Annotated in this window: 22 protein-coding genes; 12 read left to right on the top strand and 10 right to left on the bottom strand. The window is 64.6% G+C overall.

From position 1 onward, the window contains the following. Positions 1–29: 29 nt before the first annotated feature. The 11 genes from RI103_RS23905 (at position 30) to RI103_RS23955 (ending at position 10,997) form a co-directional block, all read left to right on the top strand. On the top strand, positions 30–1,820 hold the full coding sequence (locus RI103_RS23905; protein WP_310818057.1) for a type II and III secretion system protein family protein: 1,791 nt from the start codon (positions 30–32) through the stop codon (positions 1,818–1,820). 23 nt (positions 1,821–1,843) lie between these two features. Further along, entirely contained in the window at positions 1,844–2,137 is a 294-nt protein-coding gene (locus RI103_RS23910; RefSeq protein ID WP_310818060.1) for a hypothetical protein, read from the top strand. 46 nt (positions 2,138–2,183) lie between these two features. After that, positions 2,184–3,386: an AAA family ATPase gene (locus tag RI103_RS23915; protein ID WP_310818061.1), complete on the top strand. Its 1,203-nt coding sequence runs from the start codon at positions 2,184–2,186 to the stop codon at positions 3,384–3,386. Between the two features lie 64 nt (positions 3,387–3,450). After that, entirely contained in the window at positions 3,451–4,833 is a 1,383-nt protein-coding gene (locus RI103_RS23920) for a CpaF family protein (RefSeq protein ID WP_310818062.1), read from the top strand. 27 nt (positions 4,834–4,860) lie between these two features. After that, positions 4,861–5,838, top strand: a complete 978-nt coding sequence (locus tag RI103_RS23925) for a type II secretion system F family protein (protein ID WP_310818064.1) — start codon at positions 4,861–4,863, stop codon at positions 5,836–5,838. A 44-nt stretch (positions 5,839–5,882) separates the two neighbouring features. After that, complete coding sequence (locus tag RI103_RS23930) at positions 5,883–6,839, top strand: type II secretion system F family protein (protein WP_310818065.1); 957 nt, start codon at positions 5,883–5,885, stop codon at positions 6,837–6,839. 26 nt (positions 6,840–6,865) lie between these two features. Beyond that, positions 6,866–7,732, top strand: coding sequence for a sterol desaturase family protein (locus RI103_RS23935; protein WP_310818066.1), 867 nt, complete (start codon positions 6,866–6,868; stop codon positions 7,730–7,732). Further along, a complete protein-coding gene (locus RI103_RS23940; protein ID WP_310818067.1) occupies positions 7,729–8,259 on the top strand; it encodes a TadE/TadG family type IV pilus assembly protein in 531 nt (176 codons plus the stop codon). Before RI103_RS23935 ends, RI103_RS23940 begins: the two co-directional genes overlap by 4 nt. Position 8,260: 1 nt before the next feature. Then, positions 8,261–8,890, top strand: coding sequence for a TadE/TadG family type IV pilus assembly protein (locus tag RI103_RS23945; RefSeq protein WP_310818068.1), 630 nt, complete (start codon positions 8,261–8,263; stop codon positions 8,888–8,890). 48 nt (positions 8,891–8,938) lie between these two features. After that, positions 8,939–10,291, top strand: a complete 1,353-nt coding sequence (locus tag RI103_RS23950) for a VWA domain-containing protein (protein WP_310818070.1) — start codon at positions 8,939–8,941, stop codon at positions 10,289–10,291. 7 nt (positions 10,292–10,298) lie between these two features. Continuing rightward, entirely contained in the window at positions 10,299–10,997 is a 699-nt protein-coding gene (locus RI103_RS23955) for a methyltransferase family protein (protein ID WP_409077026.1), read from the top strand. Between the two features lie 6 nt (positions 10,998–11,003). Here the strand turns inward: RI103_RS23955 and RI103_RS23960 are convergent, their stop codons facing one another. The 5 genes from RI103_RS23960 to RI103_RS23980 form a co-directional block, all read right to left on the bottom strand. Beyond that, a complete protein-coding gene (locus tag RI103_RS23960; RefSeq protein WP_310818071.1) occupies positions 11,004–12,170 on the bottom strand; it encodes an MFS transporter in 1,167 nt (388 codons plus the stop codon). Beyond that, positions 12,167–12,961 (bottom strand): DeoR/GlpR family DNA-binding transcription regulator, encoded by a 795-nt coding sequence (locus RI103_RS23965; protein WP_310818073.1) that lies wholly within the window; start codon positions 12,959–12,961, stop codon positions 12,167–12,169. Before RI103_RS23965 ends, RI103_RS23960 begins: the two co-directional genes overlap by 4 nt. Positions 12,962–13,145: 184 nt before the next feature. Continuing rightward, positions 13,146–14,705, bottom strand: a complete 1,560-nt coding sequence (locus RI103_RS23970; protein WP_310818075.1) for a PepSY domain-containing protein — start codon at positions 14,703–14,705, stop codon at positions 13,146–13,148. A gap of 73 nt (positions 14,706–14,778) precedes the next feature. After that, on the bottom strand, positions 14,779–17,157 hold the full coding sequence (locus tag RI103_RS23975; RefSeq protein ID WP_310818076.1) for a TonB-dependent receptor: 2,379 nt from the start codon (positions 17,155–17,157) through the stop codon (positions 14,779–14,781). Positions 17,158–17,239: 82 nt separating this feature from the next. Then, the gene (locus tag RI103_RS23980; RefSeq protein WP_310818077.1) at positions 17,240–17,650 is read right to left on the bottom strand and encodes a DUF2946 domain-containing protein; all 411 of its coding nucleotides are present in this window, start codon (positions 17,648–17,650) and stop codon (positions 17,240–17,242) included. Positions 17,651–17,928: 278 nt separating this feature from the next. Here RI103_RS23980 and RI103_RS23985 point away from each other — a divergent pair, with 278 nt between their 5' ends. Continuing rightward, a complete protein-coding gene (locus tag RI103_RS23985; protein WP_310818079.1) occupies positions 17,929–19,872 on the top strand; it encodes a tetratricopeptide repeat protein in 1,944 nt (647 codons plus the stop codon). Positions 19,873–19,906: 34 nt separating this feature from the next. Here RI103_RS23985 and RI103_RS23990 read toward each other — a convergent pair whose 3' ends face one another. From RI103_RS23990 to catA, 5 genes are all read right to left on the bottom strand, one after another. Next, on the bottom strand, positions 19,907–20,695 hold the full coding sequence (locus tag RI103_RS23990) for a 1,6-dihydroxycyclohexa-2,4-diene-1-carboxylate dehydrogenase (RefSeq protein WP_310818081.1): 789 nt from the start codon (positions 20,693–20,695) through the stop codon (positions 19,907–19,909). A gap of 5 nt (positions 20,696–20,700) precedes the next feature. Continuing rightward, positions 20,701–21,720: a benzoate 1,2-dioxygenase electron transfer component BenC gene (gene benC / locus RI103_RS23995; RefSeq protein ID WP_310818082.1), complete on the bottom strand. Its 1,020-nt coding sequence runs from the start codon at positions 21,718–21,720 to the stop codon at positions 20,701–20,703. A 24-nt stretch (positions 21,721–21,744) separates the two neighbouring features. Continuing rightward, positions 21,745–22,236: a benzoate 1,2-dioxygenase small subunit gene (benB, locus tag RI103_RS24000; protein ID WP_310818084.1), complete on the bottom strand. Its 492-nt coding sequence runs from the start codon at positions 22,234–22,236 to the stop codon at positions 21,745–21,747. Continuing rightward, complete coding sequence (gene benA, locus RI103_RS24005; protein ID WP_310818085.1) at positions 22,233–23,624, bottom strand: benzoate 1,2-dioxygenase large subunit; 1,392 nt, start codon at positions 23,622–23,624, stop codon at positions 22,233–22,235. Before benA ends, benB begins: the two co-directional genes overlap by 4 nt. Positions 23,625–23,706: 82 nt before the next feature. Then, positions 23,707–24,627 (bottom strand): catechol 1,2-dioxygenase, encoded by a 921-nt coding sequence (gene catA, locus RI103_RS24010; protein WP_310818087.1) that lies wholly within the window; start codon positions 24,625–24,627, stop codon positions 23,707–23,709. Positions 24,628–24,787: the final 160 nt, after the last annotated feature.

The following is a 24,787-nucleotide window of genomic DNA, read 5'->3' on the forward strand; positions in this document are numbered from 1 at the left end:
AAAAATGCGGCACATAACGGGGGTAGGACATGAACGCCAGGACCACTCAGCGCGCTAGCGCGCCGCGGCACCCGCTCGGCCAGCGCGAAGCGAATTCGCGCTCGCCATGGGGCCGCACCCGGATCGCCGAAGCTTGCACCTGTGTGCTGCTGGGCATGTATCTGACGATGCTGCCAGTGGCGCAGGCGGCCGGCCAGAACGCCGCGGCGGCGGGTGCGCCAGGCCTGCCGGAGGTGCCGCTCACGTTGGCGTCGAATGGTTCGGTGCGCCTGACCATCGCGGCCAGCGGCATGGGCCCGGGCGCGTCGTCCGGCGGCGCGCAGCAAGCTGCCCGCGGGCCGAATTGCAGCGGCCCGGTCGCCGAACATAGCTCGGTGACGATCCCGGTCGGCAAATCCGCGATGGTCGATGTGCGCGAACCGGTGAAGAGCCGCACCGTCGGCAATCCGTCGATCGTGCAGGCCATGCTCGTGTCCCCGCAAACGCTTTATCTGCTCGGCTCAGACGTCGGCACCACCAACATGATCGTGCAAGGGCGCAGCGGCTCCTGCACGATCATCGACGTGAGCGTCGGCGCGGACCCGGGCGGGCTGCAACAAACCCTCGCCGCGCTGATGCCCGAGGAAACCGGCATTCAGGTGAAGGCCGCCGCCGATACGCTGGTGCTGACCGGCACGGTCTCCGACGCGGTCAAGGCCGAACGCGTGCTCGAACTGGCGCGCGCCTTCGTGGCCCGTCCGACCACCGCCTTGCAAGGCGCCGCGCCGATGGGCAGCGGCCCGTTGCCGGTCGGCGCCGCACCGCGCGCGATGGGCATGCCGGCGCCGTCGCTCGGTAGCGCGAGCGGCGAACGCGTCATCAACATGATGCATGTGGCCGCGCCGCAGCAGGTCATGCTCGAAGTGAAGGTCGCCGAAGTCTCGAAGACGCTGATCGACCAGCTCGGCGTAGCGGCCAACATCAACGGCGGCATCGGCAGCTGGAGCTTCGGCTTGCTGGCCGATTACCTGTCGGGCGGCCTCAGCGCGTTGACTGCATCCAAAGCGAACAACTCGCCGCTCAAGATGGCCATCGACGCGCAGAAAACCGATCAGCTCGTGAAGATTCTCGCCGAGCCGAACCTGATGGCGATCAGCGGCCAGGAAGCGAGTTTCCTCGCGGGCGGCAAAGTCTATATTCCGGTGCCGCAAAGCAACGGTTCGGGCGGCACGACCATCGTGCTGCAGGAAGAGCAATACGGTGTCGGCCTGACCTTCACGCCGACCGTGCTCGAAGGCGGCCGCATCAACCTGAAGGTGGCGCCGGAGGTGTCCGAACTGTCGTCCACCGGCGTGGTGGTCAGCGCCGGCAACTCGAACACGACCTCGATCCTGCCGCTGATCACGACGCGGCGCGCCTCCACCACGCTGCAGGTGTTCGACGGGCAGAGCTTCGCGATCGGCGGCCTGCTGAAGAGCAACGTGACCGGCACGATCAAGGGCTTGCCCGGCGCCGCGGAATTGCCCGTGCTCGGCGCGCTGTTTCGCAGCACCAGCTACGAACAGGACAAGACTGAACTGGTGTTCGTCGTGACGCCGCGTCTCGCCAAACCGCTGCCGCAGCACTATCCGCTGCCGACCGACCACTTCGGCGACGCCAGCGAAGCGAACGTGTACCTGACCGGCCACATGGAAGGCGAGAAGCGCGCCGCGCCGGCTACGGGGGCTTCGGCACCGGCACCGGCGCCCGTGCCGGTTCCCGCACCCGCTCCGAGCGCGGCTGCGTCCGTGGCCGTGATCCCGGCCGCGCCGGAAACCAGTGACTCACACGCCTCGCGGTAATGCGCGGCCTACCGGAGATCGACATGACAAGCACCAAGACACTGATCCGCGCGGCGCTGGGCGCCGGCTTGAGCGCCGCGCTCGCCGGCTGCCTGAGTTCGACGCCGCATTGGGACGCGACGTTCGGCGACTCGGTCAATCAGATCAAGGAAATGCAGACGCTCAACCCGAACGCCTCGGCCAATACCGATCCGGTCGCGGGTATCGACGGCACGGCGGCCGCCGCGGCGCAGAAGAGCTACGCCAAATCGTTCACGGCGCCGCCCGCGCCGACCAATGCCTTCACGATCGGCATCGGCTCATCGAATGGGTATTGAAGCGACACAACCAGGCGTCAAGATTTAACGCCAGCGGAGACTTACCATGATCGACACCCTTCTGATTTCGTCCAGCGCCGAGCGCGCGCCGCAGATCGCGGCGCGTCTCGAGGCAAGCGGCATCGCGTTTCGTCTGCGTACGCTGCACGGCACGGCGAAGCAGTTGCGCGTGCACGCCGCGGCGATCAAGAGCGCCGATCTGCTGATCGTCGACGACGCCGACCTGACGCCGCGCGATCTGAGCGGCGTCGAGGAGGTGCTGTCGCACGCGCCGAATTTGCACTGCATGCTGGTCACGCCGGCGCCGTCGACCACGCTGCTGATGACGGCGATGCGCGTCGGCGTGCGGCACGTGCTGTCCTGGCCGCTCGACGACAGCGAGATCGCCGACGCGCTCGCCCACGTCTCGGCAAAGAAGCACGCCGGCGTGCGACGCGACGGCCGCGTGGTGTCGTTCACTTCCTGCAAGGGCGGCAGCGGCACCACCCTGATCGCCGTGAATCTCGCTTACGCGCTGGCCGCCTTGCGCGACAAGCGCGCGCTGCTGATCGACCTGAACCAGCAATTCGCCGACGCGAGCCTGCTGGTCGCCGACAAGGCGCCGCCCGCCACGCTCGCGGACCTGTGCTCGCAGATCGAGCGGCTCGACGCCGCTTTCTTCGAATCTTGCGTGATGCACGTGCACGCGAATCTCGACGTGCTGGCCGGCGCGGGCGATCCGGTCAAATCAGGCGAATTGCGCGCCGCGCATCTCGAACGGATTCTCACGCTGGTGCGCGAACAATACGACGCGGTGCTGATCGACGTCGGCCAGAACATCAATCCGCTCGCGATCCACGCGCTCGATCACAGCGACTCGATCTGCATGGTGGTGCGGCAGAACATTCTGTACCTGCATGCGGGCCGCCGCATGCTCGACATCTTCAAGGAGCTGGGCTATCCGGCGAGCAAGGTGAAAGTGATCGTCAACCAGTACGACAAGAGCGCGCGCATCAACCTGGCGACGCTCGAAGAAACGTTCGGCGCGAAGGTCGCTCATCACTTGCCGCGCGACGAGAAGCAGGCCACCGAGGCGTTGAATCACGGCGTGCCGCTCGTCACCGGCGCGAAGGGCGGCGCGCTCGCCCAGGGCATCGCGCAGCTGGCCACGTTGCTGTGGCCGTTGCCGGTTGCGACGCGCAAGAGCGTGCTCGGGCGTCTCTTCCCCGGCCGGCCGAATTCGCCGCCGCAACTGAAGCCGGGACACTGAAGTCTGGACACGCGGCCTGAATCCGTTCAAGCCGGTTGCCATCGAAAAGAATGCGGAGAGCACCATGTCATTGCGCGAACAGTTGATGATCCAGAGCGGCACCCTGCCGTTCGACAGCGCCACTCCCGCGGCGGCGGCGGCCGGCGCAGCCGCCGACAGCCTCGCGGCGCGGCGCGCGTATCAGCAGCTCAAGATGAACATTCATCAGGCGATCATCGACCGGGTCGAGCTCGACAAGCTGCAACGCCTGTCGCCCGAGCAGATCAAGCGCGAACTGGCGCAACTGGTGGAGCGGATCGTCGACGAAGACAAGATTCCGATGAACGAACTGGAGCGCCGCCGTCTCGCTCAGGACGTGCACGACGAAATGGTCGGCCTCGGCCCGCTCGAACCCTTGCTCAACGATCCGACCATCTCCGACATTCTGGTGAACACGTCGCAGCATGTGTATGTGGAACGGCGCGGACGCCTCGAACACACCGACGTGACCTTCTACGACGACGCGCATCTGATGAAGATCATCGAGCGCATCGTCTCGCGCGTGGGCCGCCGGATCGACGAATCCACGCCGATGGTCGATGCGCGCCTGCCCGACGGCTCGCGTGTCAACGCGATCATTCCGCCGTCCGCGATCGACGGACCGCTGGTGTCGATTCGCCGCTTCGCGGTGAATCCGCTCACCGTCACCGACATGGTGAACAACCAGAGCTTCACGCCCTCGATGGCGCAACTGCTCGAAGCGCTGATCAAGTCGAAGCTGAACGTGCTGATTTCGGGCGGCACGGGCAGCGGCAAGACCACGCTGCTCAATCTGCTCTCCGGCTTCATTCCCGAGGACGAGCGAGTCGTGACGATCGAAGACGCGGCCGAATTGCAGATGCGCCAGCAGCACGTGCTGCGGCTCGAAACACGGCCGCCGAACATCGAAGGCAAGGGCGAAATCTCGCAGCGCTCGCTGGTGCGCAACGCGCTGCGGATGCGCCCCGACCGCATCGTGCTCGGCGAAGTGCGCGGCGCCGAAGCGCTCGACATGCTGCACGCCATGAACACCGGCCACGAAGGTTCGATGGCGACGCTGCACGCGAACACGCCACGCGACGCACTCACGCGTCTCGAGAACATGGTCGGCATGGCGGGTCTGACAATGCCGATCAAGGCGATCCGTCAGCAGATCGCTTCGGCGATCACCGTGGTGGTGCAGGCGTCGCGTCTGACCGACGGGCGCCGCAAGCTGATGAGCATTCAGGAAATCACCGGCATGGAAGGCGACATCATCAACATGCAGGAGATCTTCATGTTCAAGCGCACCGGCGTCGACGAAAACGGCATGATCAAAGGCTATTTCTGCGCGAGCGGCGTGCGGCCGAAGTTCTGCGAGCGGCTGGCGGGCTTCGGCATCGTGCTGCCGGACCAGATGTTCGATCCGGCACGGCGTTTCGAAGTATGAACGCGCACCCGGTTTGAGGAGAGGGACATGAACACGTCGTTTATCGGCTTCGCGGTGCTCGCGTTTCTCGCGGTGGTGCTGACCATCGAGGCGGTCTATCTGTTCTGGAGCAGCCACCACGGCAAGGACGTCAAACGCATGGACGAGCGCATTCGCGCGCTGTCCGCGGGCGGCAATGTGAGCAGCCAACAGCTCTCGATTCTCAAGCAGCGCATGCTGAGCGAGTCGCCGTTCGTCACGAACCTGCTGTTACGCATGCCGCGCGTGCATGCGCTCGACCGGCAGTTGCAGCAGTCCGGGCTCAAGTGGTCGGTGGCACGCTTCATCACTTACACGTTGCTGTGCGCGGTCGCCGGCGTTTTTGCCGGCTCAGTGCTGCACGCGCCCGCGCTGGTGTTGGGTGTGTTCGCCGCAGTGGCCAGCCTGCTGCCGACCATGGTTCTGCGCCGCAAGCGCACGAGGCGCGTGCGGCAACTCGAGCGCCAGTTGCCCGACGCAGCCGATCTGGTCGCCCGCGCACTGCGCGCCGGACACTCCTTTCCGGCAGCGCTCGGCATGGTCGGCGAGGAGCTGCCCGAACCGCTCGGCGGCGAATTCGCGCTGGTGTTCGACGAGATCAACTACGGCGTTTCCATGAACGACGCGCTGCTGAACATGGTGAGCCGCGTGCCGGTCGAGGACCTGCGCTACTTCGTGATCGCCGTGCTGATCCAGCGGGAGGCGGGCGGCAATCTGGCGGAGATTCTCGGTAGCATCAGCGGCATCATTCGCGAGCGGCTCAAGCTGCTCGGCAAGGTGCGCGTACTGTCCGCGGAAGGACGCTTGTCGGCGTGGGTGCTCGCCATATTGCCGTTCGCGCTGCTGGGACTGCTGACGTTGCTCAATCCGGGGTACATCAGCGTGTTCTGGAAGGACCCGGCCGGCGTGCAGCTCGCCGGCGTGGCGATCACGATGATGCTGTTCGGCATCTTATGGATGCGCAAAGTCGTGCGCATCCATATCTAGACGACTGCTTTCGACACGAGGAGCGCGGGCGCGGCCCGCAGACCATGAAAATAGAACAGATCGTGTTGCTGGGGGTGATGTTCCTGGTCGTGTTCGGCGCGGCGCTCAAGGCGATGACGCTGCTGCGTCCCGATCCCGTGCAGCGGCGCATCGAGGAACTCGGCCAGCCGGGCGCGCCTGGTGAAGCCGACGCCGGCGCGCAGAAGAGCTGGGTCGAGACCGTCACGAAGGTGTCCGAGCGGGTCGCCAAACTGTCGTTGCCGAAAGAGGACTGGGACAAGTCGGCGCTGCGTCTGCGCTTCGCGAACGCGGGCATCCGCACGCCGTCCGCGCCGGCCATCTTTTTCGCCACCAAGACGGTGCTGGCGCTCACGCTGCCGGCCCTTGCGCTGATCTTTTTCGGCAACGCCTTCGAAGCCGACCAACGCATGTATCTGCTGCTGACGGTGCTGAGCGCCTCGGCGCTCGGCTTCTATCTGCCGAACCTCGTGATGACGCGCCTCGTTGAAAGCCGTCAGCGCAAGCTGTTCGAAGATCTGCCCGACGCGCTCGATCTGATGACCGTGTGCGTGGAAGCGGGCCTCGGCCTCGACGCGGCGATGATGCGCGTGACCCAGGAAATCGGCGTGAAGAGCCACGCGCTCAAAGACGAATTCGACATGGTGCTGCTGGAACTGCGCGCCGGCTCAGGGCGCGACAAGGCCTTGCGCAACCTGTCGCTGCGCACCGGCGTGGAAGATCTCGACACGCTCGCCGCGATGCTGATCCAGGCGGACCGCTTCGGCACGAGCGTGGGCGATTCGCTCCGTGTTTATACCGACAACCTGCGCACCAAACGACGCTTGCGCGCTGAAGAACAGGCTGCCAAGATCGCCTTGAAGCTCCTGTTTCCGCTGATGTTTTTTATCTTTCCGGCGCTGCTGACAGTGCTGATCGGTCCGTCGGCGATCCAGATCGTGCGCCAGCTGTTTCCGGCCATCCACAGCATGACGGGCGGTTGAACGCCAGGCAATCACTGGGGAATCACATGTTCGCATCCGGCCCGTTTCCTGACCTCCTGCAACACGCCGGCCTGTGGCTGCGCATGTATGCGCTCGGACTGGTGATGATGGCCGCGGGCGCGGCGCTGGAACGGCGCTGGCCCGCCGCCATGCTGCAATCGCGCGCCGGGCAGCGTTTCAACGTGGCCTACGCGGGCGTGTATATGGCGATCGTGGAAGCGCTGAAGCCGTTGACGGCGGCGGCGAGTATCGCGATCGTGAATGCGCTCGGCGGCGGCCTGGTGGTTCTGAACTCGCACGGCTTGGGCGCGGTGGCTTCGTTCGTGATCGTGCTGTTGACCATCGACGTGCTCGAGTATGCGTTTCACCGCCTGCAGCACACATGGCCCGTGCTGTGGAAGCTGCATTCGCTGCACCATAGCGCGGTCGAATTCAATATCACGGTCACGTGGCGGCACCACTGGGTCGAATCGCTCATCAAGGGCTGTCTGCTTTATCCGCTCGTCGGCGTGCTGTTCAAGGTCGAACCGTGGATCGTCGCATCGACTTCGATCGTGTTCATGCTCGGCAATTACTTCGCACATATGAACCTGCGCGTGGACCTCGGCCGCTACATCACGTGGGTCAACAATCCGCAATATCACCGCCTGCATCATTCGAGCCGCACCGAGCACTTCGACCATAACTTCACGCAACTGCTGCCGTTGTGGGATCACCTGTTCGACACCCAGTGGGTGCCGGCCAGGGAGGAGTGGCCGCCCACCGGTCTGGACGACGGCGCACAACCTCGTTCGCTGCTGGATGCGTTCTGCTGGCCGCTGCGCGTGCACGCCGAACGCGGCGCGGAGCGCGGCGGCAAGCCCGTGCCGGTGCTGGACAAGGAGACGAAATGAAAGTCGCTCAGCGGAAGTCCACGTTCAGTGCACAGGCGCGCGCAGGCAAGCGCGGACCGACCCGCAAGGAGCGCGGCGTCGCGACGGTCGAGTTCGCGTTGGTCGCGCCGCTGCTGTTTCTGCTGCTGTGCATCGCCATGGATCTCGGCATCGCGCTGTGGGTCAACCTGACCATGCAATACGCGGTGCGGGAAGGCGCGCGTTATGCGGTAACCGGGCAGACCAACCTCGACCCGAACGCGACCAACCAGCAACGTTATCTGGCTGTCGTGCAGGAGATCAAGAACAGCTCGATGGGTCTCTATTCGCTCGTCTCGCCGACTTACGCCATCACCATCAACGGCGCGACGCAAACCTATAACACGCAGACGAATTACAGCACCGGCATGTTCGGCAATCCCGGCGACATCGTCGTGCTGCAGATCAACTGCATCTGGCCGCTTCTCACGCCGCTGGTCAAGCCGTTTTTCGCCAACGGCAACTTCGGCTTCAGCGTCGCGGCGACGATGCGCAACGAGGGCTTCTGACATGCGCACACGTTCCTTGCGAAGCCGCCGCGCGTCCAAAGGCGTCGTCAGTGTGGAAATGGCGCTGTTGCTGCCGATCCTCCTCGCGCTCGCGCTGCCGGCGTACGACATTGCGCGCAACATCCAGGCACAGATGATTCTGATCAACGTGAGCCGCGAAGGCGCGAGTCTGTCCTCGCGCGCGTCGCTCACCTATCCGATGCAGACCATCATGTCTTCGCTCACCGCGACCACGCCGCCGCTGAACATGAACGCGCACGGCATGATCTACATCACCGAGATCATGGGCAACAACAACTGCGACAGCAACGGCAACAACTGCACCGGCGTGGTGGTCGCGCAGTATCGCTGGAACGGCGGCAATTATTATCCCGCGAGCCAGCTGTGGAATTGCGGCAACAGCGGCACACGCTGGGCGACGGACGGCACCGGCAGTTGCGGCGGCATTCCGGCGGCGGGGAAGACGTCGCCCGTGGTGAACCTGCTGCAAGGCAAGCTCGCCGACGGCCAGATCGCCTACGTGGTCGAGGCGTTCTATCAGCAGACGCCGCTGATCGGTTCGGTGAATCTGGGCGGCGGCATCCAGACGCCCGCGCTTTCACCGAATCTCTATTCAATGACAGTGTTCTGACCCGGCGAAAAGCGGGTCAAATAAAAAAACGTAGCACCGGGGGTAGCCATGAAAACAACAGCGGCATTCAGAAGACGGCAGAGGGGATCGGTCAGCATCATCGTGGCGGTGTCGCTGATCGCGTTGCTGGGCATCCTCGGCCTTGCGGTGGATTCCGGTCTCGGCTACATGATCAAGGCGCGCCTGGACGCCGCCACCGACGGCGCGGTGATCGCGGCCGGTGAAGCGGTCACGCGCGGCAGCAACCAGACGGAGCAGACCAATAACGCGCAGCAGGCGGCAACGGCGTTTTTCGCGGCGAACTATCCGGCGGGTTTTCTCGGTTCGAGCGTGACGGCGGGAACGCCGTCGATTGTGTTCAACGCCGGCACCGTGACGATCGGCATGACCGCGCAGGCGAGCGTGCCGGTCAGCTTGATGAAAATACTCGGCTTCAACGTGCTGAACGTGAGCGCGACTTCGCAGGCGATTCGCAAGACGCTGGACATGGCGTTCGTGATCGACAACACGGGTTCGCTGAACGATCCCGGCGTGCCAGCGGCGGTGCGCTCGAACGCGGTGGCTTTCCTCAACAATTTCGATGTGACGAACGATCGTGTCGCGCTGATGCACTTCGCCTACGGGACCGTGATCGATGTGCCGTTCAAGGGTAATGCACGCGGTTTCGATCGCGCCACGATGACCGCCGACATCAACAAATACACGTTCGCCGGCAGCACCAATTCAGCCGAAGCACTGTGGAACGCGCGCAACCAGTTGAACACGGTGATCACACAGCCGTCCAGTCTGCGCGTGATCGTGTTCTTCTCGGACGGCGCGCCGAATAGCTTCTCCTCGTACATAACGACCAATAAGAGCGGCAGTTGCGATGCAAACGCTACAACGATCGCGAGCGACGACAATCTCACCGGCCACGTCTCGGGGCTGTACAGCCTGAGCGCCTTGAACCAGCAGCTGAAATCGCCGTGTTATACGGCTAACAACGATTCGACCAGGCTCATAACGGCCATGCCGCCGTGGTACAACGCGCACGATAAGAACGAACAGATTTTCCCGATCTGGCCCGTGAGCGCGCCACGCGTCGTGTCGACCGGTGACCCCACGTATGTCAACGTCAACCGCGTGTCGCGCAATCTGCTCGAGGCGATGGCCGCGGCGGCGCGTGCCGAAGGCACCTACGTGTTCACGCTTGGGTACGGCGACAAGTTGGTGCAGCCCGCCGGTCCCGACAACGAAATCGGCCAGGACGTGCTCAAGTGCATGGCGAACACGGCAGATTCCCTATCGCGTTGCTACAACCCGAAACAGCCGGTCGGCGTGTATTGCTACGCCGCGACGCCGGCCGATCTGAAGCCGTGCTTCTCGCAACTGGCTTCGCAAATCCTCCGTATTTCCAAGTGAGCGTGCCATGACACCGACGACACCTTTGCAAGACCTGCCACTCGCCGCCAGTACCGAAAATGGCACGACCGCCGTTGCAAGCCGCGGCGTCGGGCTAAGCCACGCACTCGTGGAAGTGGCCGCGCGCGCGGGCGCCGCGACCATGCTGAGCCTGTTCGCCTATGCCGCGATCACGCAATGGCGCGCGGCGCCGTCGCGGATCACGCTGTTGTTGCTGGTGGTAGCGGCGTGCGTCACGGTGGGCTTGTCGTTGTTCACGCGTGTGCCGATGAAACGCGACTGGCGGCCGTTCGCGTTCTTCTGCTCGATGGGCGGCACGTACTACTTCATTGCCGTGCGTCTCGCACCCGGCGCGCAACTCGTGCCGGAGGCCGTCGGCGCGGCGCTGCAACTGCTGGGGATTTTCTGGCAGCTATTCGCCAAGGCCTCGCTGCGCCGCTCGTTCGGCATCTTGCCGGCCAATCGCGGCGTCGTATCGCGTGGTGCCTATCGCTTCGTTCGGCATCCGATGTACCTCGGTTACTTCATCACCGACATCGGCTTTCTGCTGGTGAACTTCGGTCTGCAAAACCTGTTGGTGTACGGTTGCCAGTTCGCGTTGCAGGTGGGACGCATCGTGCGCGAGGAGCAGCTTCTCTCGGCGGACGAAGGCTATCGCACCTACAAGGGCCGGGTACGTTATCGCGTGATTCCGGGCCTGTTCTAGCGTGTTCTAGGCGAGGCGCGCGCCGCGCACCGCCTTGCCGCCGACCAGGCAGACGATCAGCGTCGCCACGACGAGCACGCACAAGGCGAGGCGCAGGCCGAGCAGGCCCGCGCCGAGGCCGATCAACGGCGGCCCGACCAGGAAGCCGGCATAACCGAAGGTCGCGGCCATCGACACGCCGGTCGCCGGCGTGAGCGTCGAGCGGCCCGCTGCACTGAAAATCACCGGAACGATATTCGCGAGGCCGACGCCGACCATCGCGAAGCCCACGCAAGCGGTGAGCACGGTCGGCCAGCTGAGCACGAGCGCAAGCCCGGCGACCGCGATCAGGCCGCCGAGCGCAACGACCTTGCTCGAGCCGAAACGGCGCACGGACACATCGCCGACGATGCGGCACGCCGCCATCGAGAAGGCAAATGCGGAGTAGCCGATCGCGGCGACGCTGGCTTCGCGGTTCAAGGCCGAGCGCAGATACACGGCGCTCCAGTCGGCGACCGCGCCTTCCACCAGCATGCAGAGGAACGCGAGCATCGCGAGCTTCATCACGGCGGAAGAGGGCCACGCCAGGCCGCTCGACGCGGCAGCCGCTCTCGGACCGAGGTCACGCAGCGCAAGCACGGCGGCGGCGCCGATCAGGACGGCGATGAACAGGTCCGGTATCAACAGGCCGCCCGTCACGCCGGCGCCGCCCTTTTGCAACATCGCACCCGTGGCGGCGCCGAGCAGGCCGCCCGCGCTCCAGGCCGCATGAAACGACGACATGATCGGTGCGTGCCATTGCGTTTCGATCGTGCTGGCGTGGCCGTTCATGGAGACGTCGAGCGCGCCGTTCGCGGCGCCGAGCAGAAACAGCACGATGCACAGCGAAGCCATGCCGGGCGCGAAGGCCGGCAGCGGCAGCGCGATCACGAATGCCGCGCCGAGCAGCGCCGTGGCGCGGCCACTGCCGAAGCGCGGCGCCAGTTGTCCCGCCAGCGGCATCGCGACGATCGCGCCGAGCGCGAAGGCGAACAGCGCGATGCCGAGCGAGGCGTCGCCCAGCGCCAGGCTCTCCTTGATGCGCGGAACTTCGACAGCCCACGCACCGATGCCGAAGCCGTTGGCGAGAAACACGCCGAGGGTGGCGGCGCGTTCCTTGACCGGTTTGTTTTGGGGAATGGCGGACGATGTCATGAGCGCGCCACCATCACGTTGTCGCAGACGGCTTCGAGGCTGGCGAGGCGCGCAGCGGACACGTCGGCTTCGACGAACAGGTGGTCGACAGCGGAAGCGGGCGCCACCGAGAACGGCGCCGCCGTCATCAGCTTTTCCGAGGTCATGGCAATGGCGATCTGGCCGCTTGCCTTGACCATCGCGCGTTTGAGTTCGGCATCTTCGGCGTCGAAGGCGGCGACGCCTTCGTCCGGATCGAGCGCGCACGCGCCGAGGAAACAGAGATCGGCACGCATCTGCTGGATCTGCAGCAAGGCGGTCGCGCCGAGCGAGCCCGCCGCGCCGCGCGCGATCCGTCCGCCGACGAGAATCACCTCGAATCCCGGCCGGTTCAGCAGGCGCACGGTGGCTTCGGGCGAGTTCGTCACGATGGTCAGGTCCGCGTTGTCGGGCAGCGCCCCGGCAATCGCGACGTTGGTCGACCCCGCGTCCAGCAGGATGATCTGCTTGGAGCGGACGATCGACACCGCGGCGGCGGCCAGACAGGCCTTGCGATCCACGGCTTCGCCCATGCGCACCGCCGCGGGTTTGTCGGACGGCGAGATCAGCAGGGCGCCGCCGTAGACGCGCTTGCAGTGGCCTTGATCGGCGAGATCGCGCAAATGGCGGCGCACGGTGTGTTCCGAGGTCTGGAGTTCCGCGGCGAGCGCCGACGCCAGCACGCGCCCGTGCGTTCGCAGCCGTTCGAGAATCAACTGTTCGCGCTGCTCGGGCAGCAGCCCGTCGATGGCTTCCTGTCGCGTTCGTTGCATGTGTTCACCTTGCTCGGTCTACGAAACGATCATAATCGAGCAAAATGTATCTTAAACGAGCGAGACTTGCAATCGGTTTCCGAGGACCGTGGTCCAGAGTCACCGCAAGGTTGGCGCCATCTTCGGGATGCCGCTTGGCACGAGGAAGCTGTGCATCCGGCGCGGATTCCCCGGCGGCGTCGGCTCACCGTTGCGCGGACTCCGTCTGGTCGACGCCGACGCCGACGCGCCGCGAAGCGCGCCCGAAAATCGCGCGATCCGCGAGCCACACCGCGAGCAACGTGGCGCCCATCAACGGAAACACGATGCCGAGCAGAAGGAGCCCGGTTTTCCAGCCGCGCATCGGCGGCGCGGCACGTTCGCGCGACGGCGCTCCGAGCGAGCGTTGCGGCCGCCGCTTCCACCACATCACGCAGCCGGTGACGGCCATCGCCGCGAGCCCCAGGGAAATGGCGGCGCACAGAATCTGGTTGGCGACGCCGAAATAACGGCCCATATGCAGTGACGTGCCGTACGACACGGCCTTCGACACCGCGCCGTAGTCGTCATAGCGGATGTCCTTCAGGATCGCGCCGCTGTATTGGTCGATGTATAGCGTGCGCTCATTTTTCGGATCGTCCGGGAAGTACGAGACGGTGTAGACGCCGGTCGCGGAAGCGGGCAACACGATGTTGTAGCCGTCCGTCACGCCGAGCGACGCGGCCAGCGCGACGACGCGTCCGAGCGGCAGCGGATGCGCGGCGCTTGCATCGTCGGAGGAGGAGCGGGAGTTGGAGCTGGGCACGCGTGTGTTGCCGACGGCCCAGGGCGTGAGTGGCAGCGGCAGGTCGTCCATCACCATGCCGGGCATCGAGTCCACGCCGGCTGCTTGAGGGCCGTGGCCGTTGTGCTCGGCGTGCTCATCGTGTGTCGCGTTTTCCGCACGCTTGTCCGCGATAGAGGGCTGTTTGCCGCTCTTTCCGGGCATGACAGATGTCAACGGCAAACCGCCCCACGAACCCGGCGGCGCGCCGAGATTCGCGGCGGTGGCGAGCGCTTTGAACTGCTTGCCCCACGAACCCGTCCACGGCAGTCCCGTCAACACGAATGCGAGCGCGCCGAGCGCCAGCCATATGCCCAACACGGCGTGGACGTTCTTCCACAGCGCGCGGCCCTTCAGCGCGAAGTACGGCAACAGCGCCGCACGCGCGGTGGTTTTCCCGCGCGGCCACCACAATGCGACGCCGGTGCCGATCATCACGAGCGTCCAGCATGCGGCCAGTTCCATCAGCAGCTCGCCGGGCTTGCCGAGCAGCAGCTTGCGATGAAGCATCCGGTCCACCTGCATGAAGCGGCGTTCGACGCTCAGCATCCCAAGCACCGCGCCGGTGTAGGGGTTCACATAGACGCTCTGCTTATCGCCGTCCGCGAGACGGAAGACGAACTCGGCACTGCGCTCGGGTGCGCTCGCCACGACCGCGGTCAGCGCGACCGCGGTCGGCGGCATGGCCGCGCGCGCTCTTGCCAGCAGCGCCTCTTCGGGCAGTCTTGGTACGGCTTGCGGCGCGACGATCAGGCGCTGCGGATACAGCAGCGGCTCGATTTGCGGCTGGAAGCAATACAGCGTGCCGGTGATCGCCAGCACGACCAGAAACGGCATCACGAAGAGGCCGGCATAAAAATGCCAGCGCCAGAGCGTCCGATAGCCTGGGTGGACCGTGGTGGTCGCCGGCGTGACGCGTCGAGCGGCGGTAGTGGTGGACATGAATCCTCCTGAAGCAAAAAATGAATCGCCCGGTTCGAGCAGTGGGGATGCGCATGCGGCTGCTTCTGCGTGCTCAGATCCGCAGCTTCGCTTCCACGTAAAACGTGCGGCCCGGATACGGGTGATAGACGAAGTAGCGGGCATCGAACAGGTTGTCGACGCCGATGCCGACTTCGCTCAGCCTGGTCGGCCTGAAGGTGAATTTCGCGTCGGCCACCGTGTACGAGCTGGTGCCGCCGAACACGTCCGGATTCGTGTCGGTGTTGGTCAGCGTGTTGTACTGACGGCCCGAAAAGCGCGCGGCAAGCGTGAGCGCCGCGCGTTCGTCGAAGTGATACGTCGCGGCAATATCCGCGCGCCACAGCGGAATCCGGTAGAAGTATTTGCCGACCGTGGCCGGGTTCTGCGCGTTGGCGATGATCTTCGACTGCGTGTACGCCACGCTCGCCAGCAGATCCAGGCCGCGTACTACGACATCCTCTCCCGAGTAGCTCGTCTCCACGCCGCGCGAGCGGACCTTGCCGATGTTCTGGAAGTTCGTCACGTTGGGAATCACCGTCGTATCGGTCTGGCTGAAGATCGTGTTCTTCACGTCGTCCTGAAACAGCGAGAAGCGGAACACGCCGTTCCAGTGCGCCCATTCGGCGGTCAATTCCTTCGAGAGATCGTCTTCAGGCTTCAGGTTCGGATTGTTGTTGACGATCGCGGAGCCGTTGATCTGCCCTTGAAACAACTCGCTGACCGTCGGAAAGCGATAGGCGCGGCCGATGGATGCGCGCAAGGTCAGATCGTCGGTGACGTCGAACGACAAAGCGGCTTTCGGCGAGACGTGCTGCTGGCTCGCGTCGCTGTACGGCAGGGTAGTGCCGGCCAGCGACTGCGAGCCGCCATAGGCCCGCCAGTCTTCATACCGTGCGCCGTAGACGAGCTTCCAGCGCGGTAGAAAGCGCCATGCGTCCTGCGCATAGAGCGCCTGCGTCTGCGTCTTGCCGGCAAACGCGTTGGCGAACGACGTGGCCGCGCCGTCGCGCCAGTTCAGCGTGTTGTAGCTCTCGTTGTCGGCGAAGTAGTTGTCGTAGTGATAGCCGAAGCTCAGCGCGTGGTTCGCGAGCCCTGGCTGGTTCGTCGCGGGCGTATAGGTGCCGCGCAGATCGAGCGTTTTCCAGCCGGCGCCGTCGCCGAAGGTCACGGTGCCTGGACCGTTGCCCGGCGCGCCGGAATTCGCGGTGCGCGCCACGCTATTGCCGACGTCGTAGTACGAAGCGATCGCCTCGCCATTCCAGCCGGTGGCATTGCGTGTTTTCAACGACAGGCCATAGAGCCAGTTCTCGCTATGGCCGAGACTCGGCGCGAGCGCGGCGGCGGGAATCGTGTATTCGTAGCCGTCGATCGCGACCTTGCCGCTGTAGACCGGATTGCCGTCCGCATCGCGCAGAAAGCTCGAGGTCTGGCTGTTGTACGTCTGATGCCAGTAGCCGAGCGTGAAGCCCGCCTGCAGCGTGGGCGTGAAGTCGTACTGCATCTTCAGCTTGAACTGGTCCTGCACCGTGTGCTCGATGCCTTCGCCGTTCACGCCGAGTACCGCCGTCGGCGTATTGGTCTGGTTGTTGTAGAAGTACGCGCCGGTGACCGGCGTGTCGCCGGCTTTGGCGGGTGTGCCGGATTTGGCGAGCGTGGCGAATTGCAGCGGCTGGCTGGTGTTTTCCAGATGATTCACGCCGAGCAGATAAGAGAACTTGCCGATGTGGTCGCCGAGCGTCGCGCTGGCTTCGCTGCCGTTGAAATTCTGATTCACGCCAAACAGGCTGAAGTGCTGGGTGAAGGCTTTGACGTCGGCGGTCGCTTCGAATTGTTTCGGCATGCGCGTGCTGATGAGCACGGTCGCGCCGAGCGAATTGCCCGGATAGAGCGCCGAGAACGGCCCGTAGATCACGTCGACTTGCTGGATCTCGTCGGGAAATATCATCGACCAGCGCGGCGGAAACGAGAAGTTGTTGCCGAGCAGATTGCTGAGCAGCAGGCCGTCCGCGTAGACGAGACCTCGCGCGCTTTGCGAGTTGCTGGTGCCGCGCACGGCGATGATCGAATTCAGGTCGCCGATAAAGCGCTTGCGCACGGCGAGGTTCGGCATGTACTTCAGCACGTCCTCGGTATTGACGACGTTCCAGTTGTCGAACTGCTCGCGGGTGACGGATTCGACCGAGGCCGGCAGATTGGGATCGACGGCGCGGGGCGCGGCGAGCGCACTCGCACTGACGCTGACGGCGGGCAGCGTGGCTTCGGCGCTCGCGCTCTGCGCATGAGCCGGCGAGGCGATCAAAGCCGGCACGAACGCGGGAGCGATGGCAGGCAGACAGGCGGATAAAAACGGCCGGGGCAAAGGTCGGCGCGAGAAGCCGCGCGCGCCGCGGCGGGCGCAAAAGGGCAGCCTTCGCAGGGCGAAGTTGAGCATGAACGTTTCCTCGATGCATGGAACAGGCGATCGCGCGCGCCCTCGACGGGTGCGACGAATGCGCGATCAGGACCAGTAACGATCAGGAAACGACGGGTGGGGCTCGGGGACGGCCGGACGGAAAAGCGCCGAGCGGCGTGAAGCGGGTGGAGAGAGCGGGCGGCGCGGTGCCGGCCAGCGCGACGGCGGCCGGCGGCTCGGCCGCGGCGACTGTCGGCATGGCGAGGTGGTGCTGGAGCAGATGACAGTAGCCGCACGCGCCGAACGCGTCGTCATGGCTCAGATGGACCGGCACCGGGGCGGCCTGGGGCGTCGCGCCCGCCGCGCTTGCTACGCTGAAGTCGTGCGGCTGAAGCGCCGAACAGAGGGCGGCGATGGGCTCGTATGCGCGGTTCGACACCAGCATCTGACTCACGATCGGCGCGAACACGATGAGCCACATGGCGAACAGGCCAAGCCATGCGGTCATGCGGTTGCGGGAGCGTGGAATCATGATGGGTGATTGTAAGGGCGCGGCGATTCTAACATTGCCGCGCCGTCTTTTTTCGCGTGATCCTGGGCATAGCGCTGGATTAGAAGGCCGAAAGGCGCTCATTTCTCCGCATTACGGGCGCGCCGATTCACGTAACCTGCGTGGTACATGTTCCGCTTTTCCGTTCGGACCACGGCTTCGACACGCCAGCTCCAGGTCCGGCAGCCTGAGCGCCGGTCAGGGCGCGGCACATGCGATCGACCCGGCCGGATCATCGCCGACCCCAGTTACCGCGACTCATGACCCAGACGCAGCTCGCATCCCCGATCGACGGCATCAACCAGCAGGCCGTGTCGTTATTCTCAGCCGGACAATTCGCCGAGGCTTTGTCGATGGTGACGCCGCTGCTCGACAGCAGTGCGCTGCCGGACGACGCACGCGCCGACGCGTTGAATATCGCCGGCGCCTGTTCGCTGGCGTTGCAGCGGCCTGCGGATGCCGAAAGCCATTGGAGCCGCTGTCTGCAGATCAAACCCGGTTACGCCGAGGTGTACGCCAGCCTCGGCATGCTGCACAAGTCGCTCGGGCGCCTGTCGGCGGCCGAGGCGATCTACCGGCAACTGGTTGCGCTGCGGCCCGGCCACGCCGAAGCGCGTAACAATCTGGGCAATGTGCTGATGGAACTCGGCCGTCTCGCTGAAGCGGACGCCGCGTACCGCGAGGCGCTGACGATCCGGCCGCAGTATCCGGAGGCGCTCAATAGCCTCGGCGGCGTGCTGAAGGCGACGTTGCGCCCCGCCGAAGCCGAACTCGCTTTCCGCCTTGCACTTGCCATTCGTCCGGATTACGCGGAAGCCCATCTGAATCTCGGCGCCGTGCTCACCGATCTCGAACGTTTGCCCGAAGCCGAGACCGCCTACCGCGAAGCCATCGCGCAACGCCCCGACTACGTCGAAGCGCACTACAACCTCGGCGTGGCGCTATGCAAACTGGAGCGTCTGTCCGAGGCCGAATCGGCTTACCGCGAGGCGATTCGCCTGCGGCCGGATTTCGTCCATGCGCACAACAATCTAGGTTGCGTGCTCCGCCGTCTCGATCGTTTGCCGGCGGCTGTCGAGGCTTTCGAGCAGGCGCTCAGCGCGCGTCCCGACCTGGCGGAGGCGCACTACAACCTCGGCGCAGTGCGGGCTCAACTCATGCAATTGCACGAGGCCGAAAACGCGTATCGCCGGGCGCTCGCTTTGCGTGCCGACTACGGCGATGCGAAATTCGGCCTGGCCGTGCTGCTGCTCGGCATGGGCCGTTTCGAAGAGGGGTGGCGCCTGTACGAGTGCCGCTACGGGCTGCCCGGTTTCGTCCATCGCAAGACTCCTGCGATGCTGAGCTGCCCGCAGTGGCAAGGCGATACGCTCGCCGACAAGGCGCTGCTGGTGTGGCAGGAAGACGGCCTTGGCGACATGATTCAGTTCAGCCGCTATTTCGCCTTGCTGAAAGCGCGGGGCGCCTCGCGTATTGCCTTCGCGTGCGCACCGTCGCTGCACAGGCTGATGGCTTGCGTCAACGGCGTCGACGCCGTGCTCGATCACGACACCGCGCGCGAGCAGGCATCCGCGTACGACTGCTGGACGAGTCTGCTGAGCGCGCCGCTGCATCTGCGCACGAGCGTGGATACGATTCCGCGTCCCACGCGTCTGGCGGCCGAGCCGGCGCTGGTGGAGCGGTGGCGTCCCATGCTGGACGCGCTGCCGTCCGGCCGCAAGATCGGTCTGGTGTGGCGGGGCAACGCGAATCATCATAACGACGCGCACCGGTCGATCCCTTCGCTCGCCATGCTGGCGCCGCTCTGGAGCGTGCCCGGCCTGAGCTTCGTGAGTCTGCAAAAAGGGCGCGGCGAGGACGAGGCGGCCAATCCGCCCGCTGCTCAGCCGCTGCTCGATCTCGGCTCGGTCGTCACGGATTTCGCGGACAGCGCCGCGATCATCGAGCAACTCGATCTGGTGATTTGCGTGGACACGTCCACCGCGCATCTGGCCGCGTCGCTCGGCAAGCCGTGCTGGGTGATGCTGCCGGAGAAAGATATCGATTGGCGCTGGCTGCAGGATCGCAGCGATTCGCCGTGGTATCCGCACACGCTGCGCCTGTTCCGCCGCGCGCCGGGCGAGGATTGGTCGATGCCGGTCGAGCGCGTGAGGCAGGCGTGCATCGAACGATTCGGCACGGCGTCAGGCGGACGGGGTTGCTGAGCGGGACCCATCAACCGCTCTGAGCCCGCTTGCGTCAGCCCAGATCGCCGCCGCCGACAGGCAGCACGGTGCCGGTGATGTACGACGCCTCGTCGGAGGCGAGAAACAGAATCGCGTTGACCTGTTCATCGATCGTTCCGTAACGGTGCATCAAACTCGAAGCAATGGTCTGATCGACGATGCCCTGATACCAGCGCGCCTCCTGTTCGGTCTGCGGCGCCGTATTGCGCGGCACCATGCGCGGCGGCGCTTCGGTGCCGCCGGTGGCGACCGCGTTCACGCGAATGCCGTCATCCGCATGTTCGAAGGCGAGACTGGCGGTCAACGCGTTCACGCCGCCTTTGGACGCCGCATACGGCACGCGATAGATACTGCGTGTGGCAATCGACGACACGTTGACGATCGCGCCGCGCCGCTGCGCGATCATCGCGGGCAGCACCGAGCGGCAACTCCACAAGGTGGGGAACAGCGAGCGGCGCACTTCGGCTTCGATCTGCGCCTGCTCATACTCTTCGTACGGTTTGGCCCAGATCGTGCCGCCCACGTTGTTGACCAGCACGTCGATCCTGCCGAAGGCGTCGAGCGTGGCCTGCATCAGTTTGCACGCACCGGCGTAAGTCTCCAGATCGGCGATCACGGCGAGCGTGGGAGTGCCGCGCGCCGCGATCCCGGCCTCGACCTCGTGCACGAGTTCGGAACGGTCGGCGAGCACGACGGTCGCGCCTTCGGCCGCCGCGCGCAGCGCAACACCGCGGCCGATGCCTTGCGCCGCGCCGGTGACGATCACGACTCTTTCATTGAAGCGTTGGCTGGACGAAGTCATGGTCATCACGCAACACTGCTCGCTGAAAATTTCTCGTAGAAGAAATGCGCCGGCGTGATGCCGCTGTTGCGCAACCAGGTCTGCACGGCCTCCACCATCGCGACCGGGCCGCACAGATAGACGTCGACGTCGCCGTCGTTCAGCCATGCGGGGTCCACGTGTTCCGTGACGTAGCCCTTGCGAGCGTGGCCGCTGGCCGCATCGGCGATACAGGTGCGATATTCGAATTGGCCGATCGCGCGTTGCGCTTCGTCGAGTTGCGCAGTGCCGACGAGGTCTCTGTCATGCGTGACGCCATAGACCATGCGCACCGGTTGCGAACTGCCGCTCGCGCTCAGCACGTGCAGCATCGAGAGGAACGGAGCAATGCCGGTGCCGCCGGCGAGAAACAGCACGGGCCGCACCGGATCGCGCAGATAGAAGCTCCCGTAGGGGCCGGAAAACGTGATGCGCTGTCCCGGTTGCGCCTGCTCGCACAGATAGCGGCTCATGCGGCCGTCCGGCACGTTGCGCACCACGAAGGCGGCCTGCGCGGCGCCCGGCGCCGAACTGAACGAGTAGGAGCGGAAGGTGTCGCTGCCCGGAATGTCGACGTTCACATACTGCCCCGGCAGAAAGCCCAATTGCCCGGGTTCGTCCACATCGATTGAAAAGTGAAGCGTCGAATCGGTGAGCTTGTCGATCGCGGCCAGCTTGCCCGCATGCTTCGACACCCCGGTCTTGCACGCCGGCGAGGAAGCCGGCACGCGTATCACGCAGTCCGAGCGCGGCCGCGTCTGACACGCGAGCACGTAGCCCTGGGAGGCTTCGTCTGCGGTGAGCGCGTCTTCGATATAGCTCGACGCGGGCAGATCGTACTGGCCCGACTCGCAGAAGTTGCGGCAGGTGCCGCACGCGCCGTCGCGGCAGTCCAGCGGAATGTTGACCTTCTGGCGATACGCCGCGTCCGACAAGGTTTCGTTGTCGCGACAGGTGATGAAGCGGGTCACGCCATCTTCGAATTGAAGTGCAATGCTGTGTTCCATGTGCTGCTCCCGAACCACGTCTTATCAGATGTGGTAAATGTCGATGACCTGATTGATGTAGTCGTTTTTCAGCACGACATACTTGTTCAGGATCCGGGGCTCATCGCCCGAAAAGTCGATCACGTAACGCGACATGCCGAAGTAGCTGTAATTCGTCCTGTAGCGGTGGCTCAGCGTGTGCCAGTTGAAGCGCACGGTGCACACGCCTTCCTGTTCGCTCTCCAGTTCCACGTTGCTGATGTTGTGGCTGGTACGCGTGTCCGGCATTGTCGCGCTCGAACGCTCGGTCTTGATGCGGAACACGCGATCCTCGAGCCCCTGACGGTTCGGGTAATAGATCAGCGAGATGTCGGTTTGCGGATCGGTGACGAGCTTGTCCTCGTCGTCCCACGAAGGCATCCAGAACACCGCGTCCGGGTGATAGCATTGGAGCCAGTCGTCCCATTGCTCGTCGTCGAGCAGGCGCGCTTCGCGATAGAGAAACGCTTCGAGATCGGTAATGGCAAGCGGCTTCATGCGTCGGCTCCCGCGGTGGGCTGAGCCTGTGCCGTCGCCGGCTTCAAGGCCTGTTTCATCGTCTCCACCCAATAGCGATGCTGTACGGTGTAGAGTCCCTCGTCCTCGGTTTTGACGCCGCTCATCAACGGCTTCAGGCCGATCCGGCTCGCCGCTTCGTCCGGACCTTCGATCCAGTGACGCGCGCCACGGCACATGTCGTTCCATTCGAGCGCGCTGCCGGCATAGCCTTGCTGACAGGCGCGAAACTCTTCGAGGTCGTCGGGCGTCGCCATGCCGCTCACGTTGAAGAAGTCCTCGTACTGACGGATGCGGCGGGCGCGTGCCTCGGCCGATTCACCCTTGGGCGCGATGCAGTAGATCGTCACTTCGGTTTTGTCGACGGACAGAGGCCGCAGCAGGCGGATCTGCGAGCCGAACTGGTCCATCAAATACACGTTCGGATAGAGGCACAGGTTGCGCGAGTTCTGGATCATCCAGTCGGCGGTTTCGCTGCCGCAGCGCGCCGCGAACGCGTCACGCTGGCTGAAATTCGGCCGGTCTTCCGGATTGGCCCAACGCGACCACAGCAACATGTGGCCGTGTTCGAACGCATAGAAGCCGCCGCCTTGGCGGCCCCAGTTGCCGGCGTCCATCGCGCGGACCTGATCGACGCGGGCGTTTTCTTCCTTGCGATGATTGGTCGTCGCCGCGTAGTTCCAGTGAACCGCGGAGACGTGGTATCCGTCGGCGCCGTTTTCGGTTTGCAGTTTCCAGTTGCCTTCGTAGGTATACGTCGACGCGCCGCGCAGCACTTCGAGTCCGTCTTCAGACTGATCGACGATCATGTCGATGATGCGCGCGGCCTCGCCGAGAAATTCCTCCAGCGGCAGCACGTCGGCGTTCAGACTGCCGAACAGAAAGCCGCGGTAGCTCTGAAAGCGCGCGATCTTCTTCAGGTCGTGCGAGCCTTCCTTGTTGAAGCACTCGGGATAGCCCGCGTCTTCCGGGTCTTTGACCTTCAGCAGCTTGCCGCTATTGTTGAAGGTCCAGCCGTGGAACGGGCAGGTGTAGGTGGCTTTGTTGCCGCGCTTGTGACGGCACAGCATCGCGCCGCGGTGCGTGCACGCATTGATGAAGGCGTTCAGTTCGCCTTGCCGGTTGCGCGCGATCACGACCGGCTGGCGTCCCATGTGCGTGGTGTAGTAATCGTTGTTGTTCGGAATCTGGCTTTCGTGCGCCAGATAAATCCAGTTGCCCTCGAAGATATGCCGCATTTCGAGTTCGAAGAGAGCGGGATCGGTAAAGGCGCTGCGATGCAGACGATAGTCGCCGCGCTCGGCGTCTTCGACCAGAAAGTCGTCGATGCGGGTGAGGCGCGGTGCTCGCTCGGGGTAAATCGGAATCATGGTTGTCTCCTGAATCGTAATCGCGGGCAAATCACGTGATGCGTGTCGCCCGGCGGGCTGCAACTGCATGCAGCCGCAGGCACTAAGCAGCGGCGCGAATGTGCTCGACTTCGGTCGCGGACGTGGCCGCGTGCTCCGCGTTCAGGCGGAAGTCGAAGTCGATTGAAACGAAGGCCTGCGTCAGACCGTGCGCGGCGATCCGGTCCGCCGCCGTAATCCGTTCGACAGGCGGCACGAGGCCCTCGCGGCTAGCGAACGCGAAGTCGTCCCACAGGTACTCGTCGCCGTCGATGTTGATTTGCGTCGTGAGCTTGCGGTGACCGGGCGCGGACACGAAGAAGTGGATATGCGCGGGGCGCCGTCCATGACGGCCGAGTTTGTCGAGCAGGCGTTGGGTCGTGCCGTCCGGCGGACAGCCGTAACCCACCGGCACGATGCTACGGAAGCAATAGCGGCCGTTGCTATCGGCAATGATCGTGCGGCGCAGGTTGAAGTCCGGCTGCGTCTTGTCGAAGAAGGAGTAGTTGCCCTTCAGGTTCGCGTGCCAGACCTCGACCTGCGCGCCCGGCAGCGGTTTGCCGTCGATGTCGTACACCGTGCCTTGCATGAAGAGCACGTCGCCGTCGGCGGCTTCGGTCGCGTCGTCGAGCCGCGCGAAGCCTTCGCTTTCCGGCGCGCCGGCCACATACAGCGGACCTTCGATGGTGCGCGGCGTCGCGCCCGTGAGGCCGGCTTCGGCATCCGCTTCATCCATGCGGATATCCAGAAAGCGTTCGAGGCCGAGCCCGGCGGCCAGCAGCCCCAGTTCCTGGGTGGCGCCCGCTTCGGAGAAGTATTCGATGCCTTTCCAGACTTCGCTGGCAGTGAGGTCCAGATCTTCAATGGCTTTGAACAGATCGCTCGTCAGCCGCACGACGACCTGCTGCGTGCGCGCGTCGACGTTGCCTTTGCCGGTGTCCACCAGAAAGCCGCGAACGAGGGACTCGATATCGGAATGTTTCATTGTCTGCTCCAGTACTCTGCTTTTCGAGGGCGCCGCGAAACGCTGCCGCTGTCGCCGTGTAATGCCCGGAAGGTATGATTTGTTTTGTCTTCAGGCGTGAATGCAGGATAATGGGCGCGGGTTTGCGGCGTCCAACACCGTTTCAGTATTAGTTCTATAT

This window comes from Paraburkholderia sp. FT54 (genome assembly GCF_031585635.1).
In the GTDB taxonomy this organism is placed as follows: domain Bacteria; phylum Pseudomonadota; class Gammaproteobacteria; order Burkholderiales; family Burkholderiaceae; genus Paraburkholderia.

What these genes read in the sequence shown, in the direction of transcription:
- RI103_RS23905 (WP_310818057.1), top strand. Translation starts at nt 30, where the DNA reads ATGAACGCCAGGACCACTCAGCGCGCTAGCGCGCCGCGGCACCCGCTC.
- RI103_RS23910 (WP_310818060.1), top strand. Translation starts at nt 1,844, where the DNA reads ATGACAAGCACCAAGACACTGATCCGCGCGGCGCTGGGCGCCGGCTTG.
- RI103_RS23915 (WP_310818061.1), top strand. Translation starts at nt 2,184, where the DNA reads ATGATCGACACCCTTCTGATTTCGTCCAGCGCCGAGCGCGCGCCGCAG.
- RI103_RS23920 (WP_310818062.1), top strand. Translation starts at nt 3,451, where the DNA reads ATGTCATTGCGCGAACAGTTGATGATCCAGAGCGGCACCCTGCCGTTC.
- RI103_RS23925 (WP_310818064.1), top strand. Translation starts at nt 4,861, where the DNA reads ATGAACACGTCGTTTATCGGCTTCGCGGTGCTCGCGTTTCTCGCGGTG.
- RI103_RS23930 (WP_310818065.1), top strand. Translation starts at nt 5,883, where the DNA reads ATGAAAATAGAACAGATCGTGTTGCTGGGGGTGATGTTCCTGGTCGTG.
- RI103_RS23935 (WP_310818066.1), top strand. Translation starts at nt 6,866, where the DNA reads ATGTTCGCATCCGGCCCGTTTCCTGACCTCCTGCAACACGCCGGCCTG.
- RI103_RS23940 (WP_310818067.1), top strand. Translation starts at nt 7,729, where the DNA reads ATGAAAGTCGCTCAGCGGAAGTCCACGTTCAGTGCACAGGCGCGCGCA.
- RI103_RS23945 (WP_310818068.1), top strand. Translation starts at nt 8,261, where the DNA reads ATGCGCACACGTTCCTTGCGAAGCCGCCGCGCGTCCAAAGGCGTCGTC.
- RI103_RS23950 (WP_310818070.1), top strand. Translation starts at nt 8,939, where the DNA reads ATGAAAACAACAGCGGCATTCAGAAGACGGCAGAGGGGATCGGTCAGC.
- RI103_RS23955 (WP_409077026.1), top strand. Translation starts at nt 10,299, where the DNA reads ATGACACCGACGACACCTTTGCAAGACCTGCCACTCGCCGCCAGTACC.
- RI103_RS23960 (WP_310818071.1), bottom strand. Translation starts at nt 12,170, where the DNA reads ATGACATCGTCCGCCATTCCCCAAAACAAACCGGTCAAGGAACGCGCC.
- RI103_RS23965 (WP_310818073.1), bottom strand. Translation starts at nt 12,961, where the DNA reads ATGCAACGAACGCGACAGGAAGCCATCGACGGGCTGCTGCCCGAGCAG.
- RI103_RS23970 (WP_310818075.1), bottom strand. Translation starts at nt 14,705, where the DNA reads ATGTCCACCACTACCGCCGCTCGACGCGTCACGCCGGCGACCACCACG.
- RI103_RS23975 (WP_310818076.1), bottom strand. Translation starts at nt 17,157, where the DNA reads ATGCTCAACTTCGCCCTGCGAAGGCTGCCCTTTTGCGCCCGCCGCGGC.
- RI103_RS23980 (WP_310818077.1), bottom strand. Translation starts at nt 17,650, where the DNA reads ATGATTCCACGCTCCCGCAACCGCATGACCGCATGGCTTGGCCTGTTC.
- RI103_RS23985 (WP_310818079.1), top strand. Translation starts at nt 17,929, where the DNA reads ATGACCCAGACGCAGCTCGCATCCCCGATCGACGGCATCAACCAGCAG.
- RI103_RS23990 (WP_310818081.1), bottom strand. Translation starts at nt 20,695, where the DNA reads ATGACTTCGTCCAGCCAACGCTTCAATGAAAGAGTCGTGATCGTCACC.
- benC (WP_310818082.1), bottom strand. Translation starts at nt 21,720, where the DNA reads ATGGAACACAGCATTGCACTTCAATTCGAAGATGGCGTGACCCGCTTC.
- benB (WP_310818084.1), bottom strand. Translation starts at nt 22,236, where the DNA reads ATGAAGCCGCTTGCCATTACCGATCTCGAAGCGTTTCTCTATCGCGAA.
- benA (WP_310818085.1), bottom strand. Translation starts at nt 23,624, where the DNA reads ATGATTCCGATTTACCCCGAGCGAGCACCGCGCCTCACCCGCATCGAC.
- catA (WP_310818087.1), bottom strand. Translation starts at nt 24,627, where the DNA reads ATGAAACATTCCGATATCGAGTCCCTCGTTCGCGGCTTTCTGGTGGAC.